This window comes from Micromonospora sp. NPDC049114 (assembly GCF_040648635.1).
Classification (GTDB): domain Bacteria; phylum Actinomycetota; class Actinomycetes; order Mycobacteriales; family Micromonosporaceae; genus Micromonospora.
Window position 1 is genome coordinate 327,714 of sequence record NZ_JBEZEA010000005.1, and the last position, 17,208, is coordinate 344,921.

Below are 17,208 nucleotides of genomic sequence, written 5' to 3' on the forward strand. Positions count from 1 at the left end.
GACCAGGAATGTGCTGCTCCCCTATCGGCGTATCAGGGGCACCACATTCATGATCAACGTCGGCGGCGGGCGGGGTGGGGACGGGGTGGGGGTGTTCTTGGGGGTGGGTGACCCTCAGGCGGGCGAGCAGGTCGGGGTGATGGTGGGAGGACTCGTGGTGGCGCTCGTGCTGAGGTAGCCCGCGGTGGTGGACGTTCCCGGCGCGAGCTGCCCGTTGTAGGCGGCGTTCGCGACGGTCACCTGGTTGCCCGTCTGGGTGACGGTGCCGTTCCAGGCCTGGGACACCGTCTGCCCACTGGGGAGGGTGAAGGTGACCCGCCACCCGTTGAGCGACGAGGCCCCGGAGTTGGTGACCGTCAGTCGTCCTTCGAATCCGCCCTGCCACGTGTTGACCACGGTGTTGGTCACCGCGCAGGACTCCCCGGCCGGGACCGTCGGTGTCGGGGTGAGGGTCGGAGTGGGCGTCGGGGTGGGCGTCGGGGTGGGGGTCGCAGTGGGCGTCGGCGTCGGGGTCGGGCTGGGCGTCGTGGTGCCGCTGGCCTGGAACTGCCACCAGTTGATGTTGAACAGGTTGCCGCTGCCGCCGGTGAAGCGCAGGTACAGGTCCTGGGTCCCGGTGGCGCCGCTGACCGGGCAGGAGACGGTCTGCCAGGTCTGCCACCCGCCGGTGCCCGGCACCGCGCAGCTGCCCACCCGGGTGCCGGTGGGGCTACCGAGGCGCAGTTCGATGGTGCCACCGGACGTGGCCGAGGCGACGCGGGCGGAGAAGGACGTCGCGCCCGTACCGAAGCCCACGCCCTTGACCTTGATGTAGTCCCCGTTCTCGATGAACCCGACGTTCATCCCACCCTCGCCGGCCGGCTCGGTCTCGATGCCGGAGCCCCAGGCAATGGTCTCGGCCTCCTGCCGCACGTACGGGTTCAGGGTGCCGATCTGGGGGGCGCCCGTCGTGGTCATGTTGATCGTCGGGATGGTGCCGTTGGTGTTGTAGGTGAACTTCTCCACGGCCACCGAACGGGTGTAACCACCGCCACCGGGCAACGCTCCGTTGTGGTAGAAGAAGTACGAGCCGCCGTTGAAGTCGATGACTCCGGGGTGGTTGGTGAAGCTCGCGCCCTGGCGGGGCATGACCGTTCCGCGATAGGTCCAGGGGCCGGTCGGGCCGGTCGCGGTGGAGTAACCGATGAACTCGGAGCAGCACTCCGCCGCGAACACGTTGTAGTAGATGCCGTTGCGCTTGTAGACCCACGGGCCCTCTTCGTAGAGGGTCGGCCGACTCGTGTTCCCCGTCCGGGTGCCGAACCCGGCGGTGGTGAGCGGGATCTTGGTGGCGCTGCCGCTGTAGGAGATCATGTCCGCGTTCAGCCGGACGTACCACAGGTTCGGGTTACCCCAGTACAGGTACGCCTGGCCGTCGTCGTCGATGAACACGGTGGGATCGATCTCGCCGTTGCCCACCAGCGGACGGCCGATGGCGTCCCGGAACGGCCCGGTCGGGCTGTCGGAGACCGCGACGCCGATGGCCATCGAGTTGGTCGCCCGGGCGGTCACCGGCACGTACCAGTAGAACTTGCCGTTGCGCGCGACGACCTGGCCGGCCCACGCGTTGGCGCTCGCCCAGCTGAAGGTGCTCACGCTCAGGGGCGAGCCGTGGTCGGTCCAGTTGACCATGTCGGCCGACGACCACACCCGCCAGTCCTTCATGGTGAAGTACGTGGAGCCGTCCTCGTCGTGGCCGGTGTAGAGGTAGACCCGCCCGTTGTACACCAGGGGAGCGGGGTCGGCGGTGTAGATGTGCTGGACGATGGGGTTGTCCGCGTGGGCTGCCGTGGCCGGCGCCAGCGCCGGGATGAGCAGCAGGCTCACGAGCAGGGCGACGCCGCGCCGGAGCCGGTTCTTCGTCCGTGGTGGCGGTGTGGGGTGCATCGGTACCTCCAGGGTGGGTCACAACGGCGGGGCACGGTTCGCCGTTCTCGCTGGCGGGTGCCGCGTGTCGTCGCGGGTCGCTTGGGGACCTCGGTGGTGGCCGTGCCGCGAGAACGGCAGGAGGGATCGGGGGTCCACCATGGCTCCCGCGCGCGGCGGCCCGCCGTTGTCAACGGCGGTGGTCAACGTCCCTGAGGGAGGCCCGGACACCCACCAGCGGGCGTTGGTCATGCGCTACTCCATCGACCTCGGCGGATCGAGTGGAGCGGTGAAGCGTGCCCTTCGCCTCTGCGGCCCGAGGGTAGTCTGTTATCGCTAACATTCTCAAGCGATGGACGAATCTGGATTTCCGCGCCGCCGTCGCGGGCCGGCTGGACCGGGTCGCCAACGCCCGGCGACCGGCTCGTCAGCGCCGCCGCGACGGGTCGTCAGCGCTGCAGCCGCGTCGGGCTGCCCGGCCCGCTGCGCCGCACGAGCCACGCCTCGGTGATGTGCGTGAACATCGCCTGCGCGGCCCCGTCGGGATCGTGGGCGGCGATGCGCTCGTAGATGCGCCGGTGCCCCTGGTTCGATGCCACGCACATGGCCCGCTCCGGCTGGCCCATGTAGCGCGCGGTGTTGACGACCTGGCTCTCCAGGGACCGGACGACACCCCGGGCGATCCGGTTGCCCGACGCCTGCATGACCGTGTCGTGAAAGGCGCGGTCGTGCTCCTGGTAGGCGACGTGGTCGTCCACCAGCTCGTCCATCCGGTCCACCAGGGCCCGCAGCCGGTCGACGGTCTCCTCGTCCGCGAGCCGCGCGGCGACGTTGGCCATGTCGGACTCCAGCACCCGTCGGGTGACCACCAGGTCGTCGAGGATCGCCAGGGTGTCGTCCTCGGCGATGGTCGCCGCGAGGACGAGCTCGTCGAGCATGTCCCACGCCGAGGGTGGGGTGACGAGCGTTCCGCTGCCCTGACGGACCTGCACGAGCCCCTTCTCCTGCAGGATCTTCACCGCTTCCCGGATGACCGTCCGGCTCACGGAGAAGGTCTCGCAGAGCACCGGCTCGGGGGGCAGCGGCGTGCCGGACGGGTGAACTCCCTGGACGATCCGGGTCACCAGCTCGGCGGTGATCGCCTGAGCCAGATTGGCCGGGCGGCGAGCCCAGGTCGGTGCCGTCGCGCCATTGACGGCCGGCTGGTTCGATGTCGTCACGTTCACCTCCGCGTAGCCGCGGGAGCGGGCCCACGAGTCCGCACCAGTGTACGGCCAACCGTTGACGTCACACGTCATACGAGTTACGTTCTCGTCAATCTTGCATCGACGGCCGTTTCCTCGGCCACTCCCCATATGAAGGTGAGCAACGATGAAGCAACGAGCAGTGTGGTCCGCGGTCCTCGTTGCAGGGCTGGCCCTGACAGGCTGTGGAAGCGCGACAGGTTCGGGTTCATCGTCCGGAGGCTCGGACAAGAAGTTGGTCGTCTGGGACTGGAAGTCCGGCGAGGCCAGCTCCGCGCAGTACGTGGAGAAGGCCAAGGCCGACTTCGCCAGGAAGCACAAGGACGTCACGGTCGAGTTCGTGGCCCAGCCGTTCGATCAGTACTACACGCTGCTGGGTGCGGCCATCCAGTCGGGCAAGGGGCCGGACGTCATCCTGTTCAACGGTGGCGGCCAGATCCGCGACCGGGTGGACTCGCTCCAGCCGCTCGACGAGTACGTCGGCGAGGACCGGGAGCGGCTGGCCGGCTGGGAAGCGTTCGCCAAGGGCGGCAAGACCTACGCCGCTCCGGTGACCCTGCAGGGCCACCCGATCTACTACAACAAGGCGCTCTACGAGAAGGCCGGCCTCGACCCGGCGAAGCCGGCCACGACGTGGGCTGAGTTCATCGCCAACTGCGGCACCATCACCAAGGCAACAGGTGCCAAGTGCTTCGCCCTCGGCAACAAGGAGGGCTACGGCATCCAGTTCTTCCTGTCGGCCATGGCATCGGGCGTCCTGACCCCGCAGGAGTACGACAACTGGATCGCCGGCAAGCGCGACTGGAACTCGCCCAACGTGAAGCGGCTCTTCGAGCTGTGGAAGGAGACCGGCACCGCGAAGCTGAACAACGACGGGGCCAACTCCACAGCGATGTTCAACGACGCCTTCGCCGTCTTCCAGTCCGGTAAGGCCGCCCACATCATCGGGCTGATGTCGGACATCGGGCACTGGAAGGACTTCAACGAGTTCGTCACGCCCGAGAAGCTCGGCGTCATGATGGCCCCGACGGTGACCAGTGGCGCCACCCCGAGCCTGCCGTACGACGGTGGTATCGGTTACGCGGTCGCCAAGTGGACCAAGGACCCGAAGGTGGCCGCCGACCTGGTGCGCTCGCTGACCTCCACCGACGCGCTGAAGGCGTTCTACGCCAACGCCGGCGCGATCACCGCCGACACCACGATCGACGTGTCGGCGAGCGGGCCGGCCGTCACCACGATCGTCGGCGCGCTCAAGACCGGCAAGCCGGCGCCACACGTGGCGCTCTCCTCGAAGTCGCTCGACCTGATGGGCCGCCTCTCGCAGCAGTTGCTCAGCGGCTCGACGAGCGTCGACGAGGTCGTGAAGCAGATGGCCGCCTCGGACACGGCGGGCTGATCTCGTGACGATCGGTAAGTCGCTCCCGTCGGTCCGCTCGGCTTCGGCCGGGCGGGCCGGCGGGGTCCCGCCCTCCGCACCGCCGCCGCGCGACCACGCCGTTTCCCGGCGTGCCGCCGGCGGCCGCCGTGCCGAGCAACTGGCACCCTTCGTGCTGGTCGCCCCGGCAGTCCTGATCCTCGTGCTGCTGCGGCTGTGGCCGCTGCTGCTCGGCGTCAACTTCTCCTTCACCGGCGACGGTGACCGCGACGGCGCGATGGTCGGTTTCGCCAACTACGTCGACCTGCTGCACGATCCCCTGTTCCAACAGGCGCTGCGCAACGTGGGGCTGCTGGTGCTGCTCCTGCCGGTGGCGGTGGCCATCCCGGGTCTGCTCGCCACGTTCATCTACCTGCGCGTACCGGGGCACCGGTTCTACCGCAGCGTCTACTTCTTCCCGGCCGTGCTGTCGCCGGTCATCGTCGGCGCGATCTTCAACCTGCTGCTCTCGTTTGACGGTCCTGTCAACGTTGTCCTGTCCTCGGTGGGCATCGGCCCGGTGGACTGGCTCGGTGATCCGGACGTCGCGATGTTCGCGGTCGTCGGGGTGCACGTGTGGGCGACCTTCGGGATGGCCCTGGTCGTCTTCCTCGCGGGCTTCGCGACCCTGGACGCCGCGCTGCTGGACGCCGCCCGAGTGGACGGCGCGTCCCTGGCCCAGGTGATCTGGCACGTGATCATTCCCAGCCTCTCCCGCACCATCCAGTTCGTCTTCGTGACCACGATGATCGGGATGCTGACGTCCATGTTCGGCCTGCTCTACGTCATGACCAGTGGCGGCCCGGAGGGCTCGACGTACCTGCCGGAGTACTACATCTGGATCCAGCAGGGGCAGATGAACAGGCCGGCGCTCGCGTCGGCCGCGTCCACTGTCCTGTTCGTCATCATGCTCGTCGTCGGGCTGTTGCAGCTCAAGCTGCTCCGACGAGCGGGGAGGGAGGACTGATGTCCCGCGTCCGACTGGGCAGATGGTTGCTCGTGATCCCGATGGGGCTCCTCGCGGTAGCGACGATCTATCCCCTGTTGTTCACCGCGAACGTCGCCATGAAGACCCGCCGGGAGTACATTCTCGACCGGTTCTCGCTTGCCGACTCGCTGCGCTTCGAGAACATCACCACGGCGTGGACAAGCATCGGCATGGGCCGGTATACCGCGAACTCGATCCTGGTGGTGGGCTGCTCAGTGTTCCTGCTGCTGCTGTTCGGGTCGATGGCCGGCTTCGCGCTGAGCCAACTGCGCTTCCGGGGCTCGACGGCGCTGTTCATCGGCTGCCTCGCGGCGCTCTTCATCCCCTTCCAGGTGATCATGGTGCCGCTGGCCCGGGTCATGGCGGACAGCGGCCTCGTCGACACGTACCCGGGGCTGATCCTCGCGTACGTCGCGCAGTTCCTGCCCTTCACGGTCTTTCTGATGACCAGCTACTACAAGACCATCCCCGCGGAGATCGTCGACGCGGCCCGGATCGACGGCAACACCGTGTACGGCGTGTACCGGCGGATCATGCTGCCGCTGGGCGCTCCGGCGCTGCTGTCCGTGGGCATCCTCAACACGCTGTTCTGCTGGAACGACGTGCTCATCTCGCTGCTGCTGATGCCGTCGGCCGACCACCGGACCCTCATGGTCGGGGTGACCTCGCTGCGGGGGCAGTACTCCGAGGACATTCCGACGTTCGCCTCCGGGGTGCTCATCGCGGCGATCCCCGTCCTGGCGGTCTACCTGTTCCTTCAGCGCCAGATCGCCGACGGCGTCGCCGCTGGTTCCACGAAAGGCTGACATGCGTATCACCGGGTATCGAACCCTGACGACGGTCCAGGAGTGGGGCCGGCCGGTCGGCGACGCCAACGGCGTGTTTCCCGACGGCGTCACGACGCTGCCGATCACCATCGTCGAGACCGACGCGGGGATCAGCGGCGTCGGCCTGGGCCCGCACGTGGAGATCGAGAGGATCTTCCCGGCCATCGAGGGGGAGGATCCCCGCGCGGTGACCAGCCTGTACGACCGGATGCTCCGACACACCTTCAAGGCCGGTCACGGCGGGCTGGTGTTCGGGACGATCGGCGCACTGGACACGGCCCTGTGGGACATCAAGGCGCAGCTCGCCGGTGAGCCGCTCTGGCGGCTGCTCGGCGGGCGGGACCGACGTGTTCCCGCCTACGCCTCCGGCCTCGACATCGGTCTGACCGACGACGAGCTGGTCGCGGAGTACGAGGTCTACGCCGGGTACGGCCTACGCGCCGCGAAACTCAAGGGCGGCCTCGACATCGAGCGGGACCGGCACCGGCTCACGCTGGTGCGGGAGGTGCTGACCGAGGCGGGCCACGGCCGGCGGCCCGGTCTGATGCTCGACGTCAACGAGGCGTGGTCGCGTAAGCAGGCCGTGCGGCACGTGGCCGAGCTGGAACGCACCCTCGATCTGATCTGGATCGAGGAGCCGGTCCGCCGCTGGGACGCCGAGGGCCTGGCGGCCGTCGGCCGGGGCGTCCGGGCGTCGATCGCCACCGGCGAGAACCTCACCGGGCTGGAGCAGTACCGCCCGCTGATCGGCGCGGGCGCGGTGGACATCGTTCAGATGGCGGCCGTCTGGGGTGTCACCCACTTCCTGCGGGTGGCGGCCCTGGCGCATGCCCACGACCTGCCCGTCAGCCCCATCGGCAACATCCCGGTCGGGCTGCTGCACGCCGCCACCTCGGTGCCGAACCACCTGGTCAGCGAACTACAGGATCTGCGGCCGCCCGCGGGCATCGGCCTCGACCTGCACGTCGAGGACGGCGCGTTCATTCTCGGCGACACACCGGGACTGGGCATCCGGGTCGACGAGGTGGCGATCGCAGCGGCCGCGGACCGGGCCGGCGACCCGACCGCCGGCAGCCCGAACGTCCGACCGGAACGGGCCGGTAAGCGCCTGCTGGCGGTGGCCGAGCACATGCCCACAGTTCCGGCTGTCCGGGTCGATGCCCTGCTCGCCGACGCCGTCCCGTCCCAGAACGACGTGGCGCCCCTGCGGCATTGAGACCGCTCGACCCCAAGCCGCCTCTGGACCAGGATTGGTCGGATGATTACCGTGTCGATGGCGCCGACACAACGGATGCGGATCTCGCCGCCCCTGGCGTACGCACCCGTACGAACCAACGACGTTGAGACGGAGCAGCAGTGAAGGCAGTTGTCTACCGGGGTGCGCGTGATCTCGGAATCGAGGACCGTGCCCCAGAACCGCCGGGCCCCGGCCAGGTGCGGATCGCGGTGGCGTACACCGGGATCTGCGGCACGGACCTGCACATCTTCCACGGCGACATGGACGCCCGGGTGGGCGCGTCGGCGGTGATCGGCCACGAGATGTCGGGCCGGGTCGCCGCGCTGGGCGACGGCGTCACCGGGCTGACCGTCGGGCAGCCCGTCACCGTGATGCCGACCCGCGCCTGCGGGCGGTGCCCGGCGTGCCGCCGCGGCAATTCGCACATCTGCCACGCGATGGACTTCCTCGGCATCGACTCGCCCGGCGCGATGCAGTCGTCGTGGACGGTGCCGGCCGAGTTGGTGCTTGCGCTCCCCGACGATCTGCCGCTGGACCACGCGGCGCTGGTCGAGCCGGTCGCGGTGGCGGTGCACGACGTCGGACGGGCGGAGGTGACGTCCGGAGAGCACGTGGTGGTCGTCGGCGGCGGTCCGGTGGGCGTCCTCATCGCGGCCGTCGCCCGGGCGCGCGGGGCCGAGGTCCTGCTCGTGGAACCGGACGGCTTCCGGCGCGGCGTCGCGTCGGGGATCGGGATCGAGGCCGTGGACCCGGGGCCGACCGATGTGGTGGCGCTCGTGAACGAGCGGACCGGAGGCGCGGGCGCGGATGTCGCGTTCGAGGTGTCCGGTTCCGCCGCCGGGGTCGGCACGGCCGTGGATGTGCTGACCACCCGGGGCCGGCTGGTGATGGTGGCGATCCACCCGCAGCCGCGTCCGGTCAACCTGCACCGGTTCTTCTGGCGGGAGCTGGAGTTGCTGGGCGCGCGGTTGTACCAGCGCGAGGACGTGGTGGAGGCGATCCGGCTGGTCGCGGCGGGCGTCATCCCGGCCCGGGAGCTGATCTCCCGGGTGCTGCCCGTGGCCGGTGTCACGGACGCGTTCACGGCTCTGGAGGGTGGCGGCGGCGTCATGAAGGTGCTGCTCGACTGGCGGGAGGAGGGCCGATGAGCGCCCTGTTCGACCTGACCGGACGTACCGCGCTGGTGACCGGCGCACGGCGGGGGATCGGCCTGGCGATGGCGGAGGCCCTGGCGGTGGCCGGCGCGGACATCATCGGGGTGTCGGCGCAGATGGAGTCCGCGGGCAGTGAGGTGCAGCGGCGGGTCGAGGCGGCGGGTCGCCGGTTCACCGGCATCCGCACGGACCTGGGTGACCGGGCCGCGGTGTACCGGTTGGCCGAGGAGGCCGCGGCGGTGGCGCCGGTGGACATCCTCGTGAACAACGGCGGCACGATCGCCCGGGCGCCGGCCGCCGAGCACCCCGACGAGATGTGGGACCGGGTGGTGCAGGTGAACCTGTCCAGCCAGTTCGTGTTGAGCCGGGAGATCGGTCGGCGGATGGTCGACAGTGGCCGCGGAAAGATCATTTTTACCGCCTCGCTGCTGAGCTTCCAGGGCGGCATCAACGTCGCGAGCTACACCGCGGCGAAGTCCGGCCTCGCCGGGCTGACCAAGGCCCTGTCCAACGAGTGGGCGGGCAGAGGGGTGAACGTCAACGCGATCGCGCCCGGGTACATCGCCACCGACAACACCCAGGCGCTCCGCGACGACCCCGCCCGCAACGACGCGATCGTGGGCCGGATCCCGGCCGGCCGGTGGGGACGTGCCGACGACCTGGCCGGCGCCACCGTGTTCCTGGCCGCCGCGGCCTCGGACTACGTGCACGGCACGGTCCTGCCCGTCGACGGCGGCTGGTTGGGCCGATGACGCATCCCTCGCCGGCCGGGCGCCCCGGCATCGTCGACGCCCACCACCACCTCTGGGTCCGTGCCCGTCACCCGCAACCCTGGATCGACCCGGACACGATGGCGGCGATCGACAACGACTTCACCCCGGCGGATCTCGCCCCGGCGGCACGCGCCGCGGGCGTCACCGAGACCGTCGTCGTGCAGTCCATCGCCTCCGTGGCGGAGACGGAGCACCTGCTGGGCATCGCGGCCGACGACCCGCTCATCAGCGGGGTCGTCGGCTGGGTGAACCTCACCGCCGACGACATCGACGAGCGCCTCGACCGGCTCCGCGCGGTACGCGGCGGCGAGCGGTTGGTGGGCATCCGGCACCTGGTCCAGTCCGAACCCGACCCGGCGTACCTCGACCGACGCGACGTCCGGCGGGGCATCGCGGCGGTCGGCGCGGCCGGCCTCGCCTACGACCTGCTGGTCCGCGACCACCAACTGCCGGCGGCCACCCGGCTCGTCCGCGACCTGCCCGAGGTGTCGTTCGTCCTGGATCACCTCGCCAAACCGGCGCTCGGCGCGGGGGGCCTCGGCGACTGGCCGGCCAACCTGCGGGCGCTCGCCGCCGAGCCGAACGTCACCGCGAAGCTCTCCGGCCTGGTGACCGAGGTGGACGGATCGTCCTGGACGGCCGACGACCTGCGGCCCGCCGTCGACCACGCGCTCGACGTGTTCGGCCCGCAACGGCTCATGTTCGGCTCGGACTGGCCGGTGTGCCTGCTCGCCAGTTCCTACACCCGCTGGGTCGCCGTACTCGCCGACCTGGTGGCACCACTCGGTGACGAGGAGCAGGCGGCGATCTGGCGGGAGACCGCGCACCGTGCGTACCGGCTGGAGGCGTCATGACGGCCCGAGCGTTGCCCCGCCGCCCGGCGGTCCGCCTCACCGAGCTGGGCTTCGGCGCGGCGCAGGGTGGCAACCTGTACCGGGGGACGTCCGACGACGAGTTCGCCGCGGCTGTCGACGCCGCCTGGGCCGCCGGCATCCGGTACTTCGACACGGCGCCGCACTACGGCCTCGGCCTGTCCGAACGGCGCCTCGGCGCCGCGCTGCGGTCCCGGCCGCGCGACGAGTACGTGGTGTCGACGAAGGTCGGACGGCTGCTCGTACCCTCGCCGGAGACCGCGGGGGAGCGCGACTCGGAGGGCTTCGACGTGCCGGCCGACCTGCGGCGGGTCTGGGACTTCAGCCGCGACGGCGTACGCCGGTCGTTGGAGGCCAGCCTGGAGCGCACCGACCTGGACCGCGTCGACGTGGTGTACCTGCACGACCCGGACGAGCACTGGGAGCAGGCGGCCACCGAGGCGGTACCCGCGCTGGTGGAGCTGCGCGACCAGGGCGTCATCGGCGCGATCGGGGCCGGCATGAACCAGTCGGCGATGCTGGCCCGGTTCGTCCAGGAGACCGACATCGACGTGGTCATGTGCGCCGGCCGCTACACCCTTCTCGAACAGGGCGCGCTCGACGACCTGCTACCCGCCGCGCAGGCCCGTGGGGTCGGCGTGGTGATCGCCGGGGTCTACAACTCGGGGCTGCTGGCCCGCGACCAGCCGCCGGCCGACGCGGTCTACAACTATCAGCAGGCGCCGCCGGAGCTGATCGAGCGGGCGCGGCGGATCGCGGCGGTCTGTCAGGCGTACGGCGTCACCCTCCCGCAGGCGGCGTTGGCGTTCGTCCGCCGGCATCCGGCGGTGGTCTCGACAGTGGTCGGCGTGCGCGACGCGGCCCAGGTGACCGAGACCCTGCGCCGGTCCGACGCGGACGTGCCGGAGCAGCTCTGGGCGGCGCTGCGCGACGCCGGGCTGCTCGGCGGGTGACGACACACCCGTGAACGCGGTGCGCCGGCCACCCGATCCTGCGATCGGGTGGCCGGCGTCCTGTCGGAACTACCGTCCGGTCGCTAGACCGCGCTGAACCGCCACTGCTGGTTGGTGGCGCTGTGGCAGCCCCACTGCAGCAGCCGGGCCCCGTCGGCAGTCGAGGCGCCGTTGACGTCCAGGCAGAGCCCGCTCAGCGCGCTCTTGACCGTGTAGATCCCGGCGGTGCCGGTCGCCGTCACGGTGAACTTCTGCTGGTTGGCGTTGGTGCAGGTGCTGTGTTGCAGGAAGGCGCCCTGTGCGGTCGACCCGCCGGTGACGTCGAGGCACTTGCCGCTGTGCACCGCCTTGAGGTAGACGGCGCCGCCACCGGCGTCCACCGCCTGCCACTTCTGGTTGTTGCCGCCGGTGGCCGCCCACTGCACGACCTGGGCGCCGTCGGCGGTGGAGTTGCCGCTGACGTCCATCAGCTTGCCGCTGTGCTGCGCCGTGAGGGTCCAGGTGCGGCCGGCGATTCCTCCGCCGTCGGTGCCGGGGACCCCTACGCCGTTGCCGCCGAAGGTGAACGCGTCGAGGTCGAACCAGTTGGACGAGCTGCCCTTGAACACCATGTAGAGGGTGTGCGTCCCGGACAGGGCCGCGACGCTGACCGCCGGCGTGGACTGGTAGTTGTCCCAGCCGCCGGTGCTGGGCACCGTCGTGGTGGCCAGGAGGGTGCCGGTCGGCGAGTCGGCCCGCAGCTCGATGGAACCACCACCGCTCGGTGACGACAGCCGGTAGCTGACGTTGCTGATGCCCGACAGGCTCATCGGGTTGAACGCCACCCAGTCGTTGTTGGAGATGTCACCGACACGCTTGCCGCTCTCCGCGGCGCTCTGGTCGACGACCCGGACGCCGGACTGGCTGCTGAAGTACTCGGCCTGCTTGTGCTTGGGCTGCAGGATCGCCGTCGCGTAGCCGGTCAGCGGCGCCGCGCCACCCGAGCCACCGTCGTCGGTGTAGCGGGCGTTGAGCACGTAGTACAGGTTCGCCCCTTCGGGGTGCCCACCGAGCAGGTCGGTGGAGATGGTGCCCGAGCAACCGGGGTACTCGGTGGTCTCGTGCGCGTGGTCGTCGTGTCCCAGAGCCGGGTTGACGAACACCTTGGTGCAGTCGACGGCCGCGCCGCCGGGGTCGGAGACACTGACCGTGTACGAGACCTTGTCGCCGAAGTTCAGCATGCCGCCGTTGGGCGGCACGTTGATGGTGACCACCGGGGCGGTGTTGCCGACGGTGATCTGCACGTTGGCGAAGCCGGTCTTGCCGGTGTTGTCGGTGACCTTCAACTGCGCCGTGTAGTTGCCGTTGGTGGTGTAGGTGTGTGCCGGGTTGGCCGCCGTGGACGTGCCGCCGTCACCGAAGGTCCACTGGTAGCTGAGGGTGTTGCCGGCGTCCGGGTCCGCCGTGCCGGCGCTGCTGAACTGGACGGTCAGCGGGGCGCTGCCGCTGGTGGGCGTGCCGACGGCCTTCGCGATCGGTGAACGTCCACCCTGGATGTAGTCGATGCGGTAGAGCCCCGAGTCGTTGTTGCCGCCGCCGAAGTTGGAACCCCACTCCAGCAGGTACAGCGAGCCGTCCGGGCCGAACTCCATGTCCATCGGTTTGTTGAAGTTGCCGCCGGGCATGAACGAGTTGGTCCGGGTGACAGCCGTCGACGAGTCGAAGTGCGTTTCCTTGATGAAGTTGCGCGACCACTCGTAGAAGAAGTGCACGCCGTCGTAGTAGGCCGGGAACTTCGTCGCCGAGGGGTTCGCCGCGTTGTAGCGGTAGACCGGCCCACCCATCGGCGCCGACCCGCCGGAGCCCAGCTCCGGGAAGGTCGTCGACGCGGGGTAGCCGTACCAGATGTTGGGCGCGACGATCGGCTTGAGGTTGACCAGGCCGGTGTTGTTGGGCGAGTTGTTGACCGGGGCGTTGCAGTTGAACTTCGCCCCGACGACGCCGGTGTCCGGGTTGAACGGCGCGTACGGCTGGTTGTTGCCGTGACAGAAGGGCCAGCCGTAGTTGCCGGCTGCCTTGATCACGTTGAGTTCGACGAGCCCCTCGGGGCCCCGGTTGGTCGTCGGCGGGTTGCGGTCGGGGCCGTAGTCGGCCAGGTAGACCCAGCCGGTGGCGGGGTCGATCGAGAAGCGGAACGGGTTACGGAAGCCCATGGCGTAGACCTCGGGCCGGGTCTGCGCGGTGCCCTGGGGGTAGAGGTTGCCCGTCGGGATGGTGTAGCCACCGGTGGCCGACGGCTTGATGCGCAGCAGCTTGCCGCGCAGGTCGTTGGTGTTGCCGGCGGAGCGGGCGGCGTCCAGGTTGGACTTGCCGGACCGCCAGTCCAGCGGGGCGTATCCCTGCCAGTTCGGGTCGAGGTTGGGCGGCGTGTCGTCGCCGGTGCCGATGTAGAGGTTGCCGTCCGGGCCGAACTCGATGTAGCCGCCGGTGTGCCCGGGCTCGGCGAAGGTCCGGTCCCGGTACGCGGGGATGTCGATGATCCGGGCCTCGGTGGACAGGTTCAGGGTGTCACCGGTGAGCGTGTAGCGGGACACCCGGTTGACGTCGGTCGTGCTGCTCGCCGGCGAGTGGTAGACGTACACGTACCCGTTGCTGGCGAAGGCCGGGTCTATCGCGACGCCGGTGAGACCGTCCTCACCGCCGGTGTAGACGCTCAGCGTGGCGGCCGTGACGGTGTTGTTGGTGCTCGGCTTGAAGATCTTGACCTGGCCGCCCCGCTGGACGTAGAGCACGCGGCCGTCCGGCAGCACTGCCAGCGCCATCGGGTCGGCGGTGTTGTCGTCCAGGGTGCGCTTCTCGAAGTTGCTCCAGACGGTGCCGCCGCAGTCCCCGGGCTGGTTACCGGCCGCCCACTTGACGCCACCGAGGACGTGGTTGCGGAAGTTCGTCTCGCTGTACGACTCGATCGCGTGGCCCATCGCGGTGGCCCACACCCGGCCGCCGCCGGCGTTGCGGCACCACGAGATCGGGTGGTCCGGGCCCATCGCCCGCGAGCCCGGGTTGTACGTGCGCTCGTCGGCGGTCACCAGGACGTGCACGTTGCCCCGCGGGTTGGAGTCGAAGTTGTACCACTCCTCGCTGCGGCTCCAGCGGTCCGGCAGGCCGACCGTCGACGGGTGCTGCTTGTCGGCGACGATGGCCGTGCCGGCGAGCACGCCGGGGGAGTGCTCGGGCATGTGAGCGCCGCCGTTGATGGTCTGGTCCCACCACGGGTACTCGGACTCGATGCCCATGTCGGTGGCGTTGTGCACGCCCACGATGCCCTTGCCGCTGGCGAGGTAGCCCTCGATGGCCTGGCGCTGCGAGGCCGAGGTCCAGACCATGCCGGAGGTCTGGAACATGATGACGACGTCGAAGGTGGCGAGGTTGGCGGGCGTGAAGACGCTCGCGTCCTCGGTCTGCACCAGCTCGAAGTTGTTCGCGGCCGCCTGCTGCTGGAACATCGAGATTCCGGCGGGGATCGAGTCGTGCCGGTAGCCGACGGTCTTGGTGAACAACAGGGCGCGGAAGGCCGGGGCGGCCGACGCCGGCGGGGCCAGGCCGAGCGCCAGTAACAGGCCGACGATCATTCCGATGAGGATTGTGGGGCGACGCATGCCGTCTCCTAGGTCTGGGCGGGCAACTCCGATTGCGAGCACGGGTCCGGCACGCGCCAGGTTGTGCCTGGGCGCGCGTGGGCCACGGGTGTGCTGGTCGCGGTCGTCGTGCCGTCCGCCGAAACGGCAGTCAGCCCCGCAGGACGTCACACAGCGTGACGTGGGCTGTGGTCTCGTCCATGGTCTGCGAGGTCAGGATGAGCTATTGATCGATGGGTGTCAATGTAACGTCGGGCGTCGGATGTTACTCCCCAGTAGGGGTGCTCGGGCCTGACGTGCCCGAGCCAACACTCGCGCCGATCGAGTGCCGGGCCTGGCAGTCGCTGCAGATCGAGGATTGCGGACCCGCATCCAAACATCTATCTTCATACGTGTGATGTTTCCTCGATGTCAAGGAAATGTTTGCACCATAAAAACGCAAGTTCCGCTGAGACCTGCGAAAGTGCGTCGCTCAGCGCATCGAACGGCCTACCGGCCGGTGTACGGATCTCATCGATGACTACTATCTGTAAGGGCTATCGGGATGGCAGATCCACAACCGGCGCCGCTGCTGGCCCTGCGGGGCATCGGCAAGTCGTTTCTCGGGGTGCGCGTCCTCGAGGGCGTCGACCTCGACGTGGCACCGGGCGAGGTCCACGCGGTCGTCGGTGAGAACGGCGCCGGCAAGTCGACGCTCATGAAGATCGTCTCGGGTGGGTACGCCCCGGACGAGGGCACCGTCGAGTTCGCCGGTCAACCGCGCGTGTTCCACGGCCCCCGCGACGCGCAGCGGGCCGGCGTCGGCATCATCCACCAGGAGTTCAACCTCCTGCCCGAGCGCACCGTCGCGGAGAACGTCTACCTGGGTCACGAACCGGTCCGGCGCGGGCTGGTCGACCGCCGCGAGATGCTGGACCGCACCCGGCGCCTGCTCGCCTCGATCGGGGAGACCGCGCTGCCGGCCGACTCCCGGGTGGGGCAGCTCGGCGTCGCCCAGCAGCAGGTCGTCGAGATCGCCAAGGCGCTCGCTCTGGACGCGCGGCTGCTCATCATGGACGAGCCGACCGCCGCGCTGGCAGGCCAGGAGGTCGAGCTGCTCTACGGGCTGGTCCGCCGGCTCCAGGAACGTGGCATCGGCCTTCTCTACGTCTCGCACCGGCTCACCGAGGTCTTCGACCTGTCCAGCCGGATCACGGTTCTCAAGGACGGCCGCCGGGTGACGACCGTGGACACCGCGCGGACCAACACGGACGAGCTGGTGCGGCACATGGTCGGCCGTGAGCTGTCCAACTACTACCCGCAGCGGGCCGACCCCGCCGACCGTGGGCCGGTGCGACTCACCGTCCGCGGCGGGGGCAACCGGAAGCTGCGGGGTGTGGACCTGGAGTTGCGCGCCGGCGAGGTGCTCGGCGTCGGCGGCCTGCAGGGTTCGGGACGATCGGCGCTGGCCCGTGCGCTCTTCGGGGTGGCCCCGTTCACGACCGGTGACGTCGAGCTCGACGGCGAGCCGGTGCGGCTGCGCTCGCCGCGTGCCGCGATGCGGGCGGGCATCGCGTACGTCACCGAGGACCGCAAGGGTGAGGGCATCGTGGCCCGGCAGTCGGTGCTGGACAATGCTCTGCTCGCCAGCCGGGCCGTGTTCGCGGCACGGTCCGGTCGTGCCGCCCGCACCGCACGGGTGCGTGAGCTGCTCGACGCCGTGGAGGTCCGTGCCGCCGGCGACGACCAGGAGATCCGCTTCCTCTCCGGCGGCAACCAGCAGAAGGTCGTCCTGGCCCGATGGCTCGCGCTGACACCACGGATCCTGCTCTTCGACGAGCCGACCCGGGGCATCGACGTGGGCGCGAAGTCGGCCATCCACGATCTCGTCCGCCGCCTCGCGACGGACGGCGCGGCCGTTCTGATGATCTCGTCCGAGCTGCCGGAGCTGCTCGGCATGAGCGACCGGATAGTCGTCCTGCGCGACGGCCGGATCGCGGGCGAGCTGCCGGCCGCCGCGACCGAGGAGGACGTCGTCGCCCTCGCGGTCGGCGCCGTCCGGGAGGCCGCCGCGTGAGCGCGAGAAATGAGCCGGTCCTGCAGGCCCCGCAGTCGCGAATGGAGGCGGCCCGATGAGCGCGAGGAGTGAGCCGGGTTTGCGAGCCCCGCAGTCGCGAATGGAGATGGCTCCGATGAGCGCGAGGAGTGAGCCGGGTTTGCGAGCCCCGCAGTCGCGAATGGAGACGGC

At 69.9% G+C, this 17,208-nt stretch carries 12 protein-coding genes; 9 read left to right on the forward strand and 3 right to left on the reverse strand.

Annotation, left to right across the window (positions count from 1 at the left end):
• Positions 1-114: 114 nt before the first annotated feature.
• Together AB0B39_RS18285 and AB0B39_RS18290 are read right to left on the reverse strand one after the other, a co-directional pair.
• Positions 115-1,926 carry a family 43 glycosylhydrolase gene (locus AB0B39_RS18285; RefSeq protein ID WP_357489690.1) on the reverse strand — a complete coding sequence of 604 codons (1,812 nt, stop codon included), beginning with the start codon at positions 1,924-1,926 and terminating at the stop codon, positions 115-117.
• A gap of 428 nt (positions 1,927-2,354) precedes the next feature.
• Positions 2,355-3,125, reverse strand: a complete 771-nt coding sequence (locus AB0B39_RS18290) for a FadR/GntR family transcriptional regulator (RefSeq protein ID WP_357489691.1) — start codon at positions 3,123-3,125, stop codon at positions 2,355-2,357.
• A 259-nt stretch (positions 3,126-3,384) separates the two neighbouring features.
• Between AB0B39_RS18290 and AB0B39_RS18295 the strand changes: the two genes are divergently transcribed.
• The 8 genes from AB0B39_RS18295 to AB0B39_RS18330 all read left to right on the forward strand — a co-directional run bounded on the left by AB0B39_RS18295 (position 3,385) and on the right by AB0B39_RS18330 (position 11,367).
• Positions 3,385-4,545 carry an extracellular solute-binding protein gene (locus tag AB0B39_RS18295; RefSeq protein WP_357574884.1) on the forward strand — a complete coding sequence of 387 codons (1,161 nt, stop codon included), beginning with the start codon at positions 3,385-3,387 and terminating at the stop codon, positions 4,543-4,545.
• Positions 4,546-4,549: 4 nt separating this feature from the next.
• Positions 4,550-5,530 (forward strand): sugar ABC transporter permease, encoded by a 981-nt coding sequence (locus AB0B39_RS18300; protein WP_357574885.1) that lies wholly within the window; start codon positions 4,550-4,552, stop codon positions 5,528-5,530.
• Positions 5,530-6,357 (forward strand): carbohydrate ABC transporter permease, encoded by an 828-nt coding sequence (locus tag AB0B39_RS18305; RefSeq protein ID WP_357489695.1) that lies wholly within the window; start codon positions 5,530-5,532, stop codon positions 6,355-6,357. The genes AB0B39_RS18300 and AB0B39_RS18305 overlap by 1 nt, the downstream gene beginning before the upstream one ends.
• 1 nt (position 6,358) lies before the next feature.
• Positions 6,359-7,594: a mandelate racemase/muconate lactonizing enzyme family protein gene (locus AB0B39_RS18310; protein ID WP_357574886.1), complete on the forward strand. Its 1,236-nt coding sequence runs from the start codon at positions 6,359-6,361 to the stop codon at positions 7,592-7,594.
• A gap of 140 nt (positions 7,595-7,734) precedes the next feature.
• Positions 7,735-8,763: an alcohol dehydrogenase catalytic domain-containing protein gene (locus AB0B39_RS18315; RefSeq protein WP_357574887.1), complete on the forward strand. Its 1,029-nt coding sequence runs from the start codon at positions 7,735-7,737 to the stop codon at positions 8,761-8,763.
• Complete coding sequence (locus AB0B39_RS18320) at positions 8,760-9,521, forward strand: SDR family NAD(P)-dependent oxidoreductase (protein ID WP_357489698.1); 762 nt, start codon at positions 8,760-8,762, stop codon at positions 9,519-9,521. The genes AB0B39_RS18315 and AB0B39_RS18320 overlap by 4 nt, the downstream gene beginning before the upstream one ends.
• Positions 9,518-10,396: an amidohydrolase family protein gene (locus AB0B39_RS18325; RefSeq protein ID WP_357574888.1), complete on the forward strand. Its 879-nt coding sequence runs from the start codon at positions 9,518-9,520 to the stop codon at positions 10,394-10,396. Before AB0B39_RS18320 ends, AB0B39_RS18325 begins: the two co-directional genes overlap by 4 nt.
• A complete protein-coding gene (locus tag AB0B39_RS18330; protein ID WP_357574889.1) occupies positions 10,393-11,367 on the forward strand; it encodes an aldo/keto reductase in 975 nt (324 codons plus the stop codon). Before AB0B39_RS18325 ends, AB0B39_RS18330 begins: the two co-directional genes overlap by 4 nt.
• A gap of 83 nt (positions 11,368-11,450) precedes the next feature.
• On the opposite strand, the gene AB0B39_RS18335 is transcribed toward AB0B39_RS18330, so the two are convergent.
• Entirely contained in the window at positions 11,451-15,002 is a 3,552-nt protein-coding gene (locus AB0B39_RS18335) for a ThuA domain-containing protein (protein WP_357574890.1), read from the reverse strand.
• Between the two features lie 523 nt (positions 15,003-15,525).
• Here AB0B39_RS18335 and AB0B39_RS18340 point away from each other — a divergent pair.
• On the forward strand, positions 15,526-17,037 hold the full coding sequence (locus AB0B39_RS18340) for a sugar ABC transporter ATP-binding protein (RefSeq protein WP_357574891.1): 1,512 nt from the start codon (positions 15,526-15,528) through the stop codon (positions 17,035-17,037).
• Positions 17,038-17,208: the final 171 nt, after the last annotated feature.

Coding starts and splice junctions, on each gene's coding strand:
- AB0B39_RS18305 (WP_357489695.1), top strand. CDS start 5,530: ATGTCCCGCGTCCGACTGGGCAGATGGTTGCTCGTGATCCCGATGGGG.
- AB0B39_RS18285 (WP_357489690.1), bottom strand. CDS start 1,926: ATGCACCCCACACCGCCACCACGGACGAAGAACCGGCTCCGGCGCGGC.
- AB0B39_RS18335 (WP_357574890.1), bottom strand. CDS start 15,002: ATGCGTCGCCCCACAATCCTCATCGGAATGATCGTCGGCCTGTTACTG.
- AB0B39_RS18325 (WP_357574888.1), top strand. CDS start 9,518: ATGACGCATCCCTCGCCGGCCGGGCGCCCCGGCATCGTCGACGCCCAC.
- AB0B39_RS18320 (WP_357489698.1), top strand. CDS start 8,760: ATGAGCGCCCTGTTCGACCTGACCGGACGTACCGCGCTGGTGACCGGC.
- AB0B39_RS18340 (WP_357574891.1), top strand. CDS start 15,526: ATGGCAGATCCACAACCGGCGCCGCTGCTGGCCCTGCGGGGCATCGGC.
- AB0B39_RS18310 (WP_357574886.1), top strand. CDS start 6,359: ATGCGTATCACCGGGTATCGAACCCTGACGACGGTCCAGGAGTGGGGC.
- AB0B39_RS18330 (WP_357574889.1), top strand. CDS start 10,393: ATGACGGCCCGAGCGTTGCCCCGCCGCCCGGCGGTCCGCCTCACCGAG.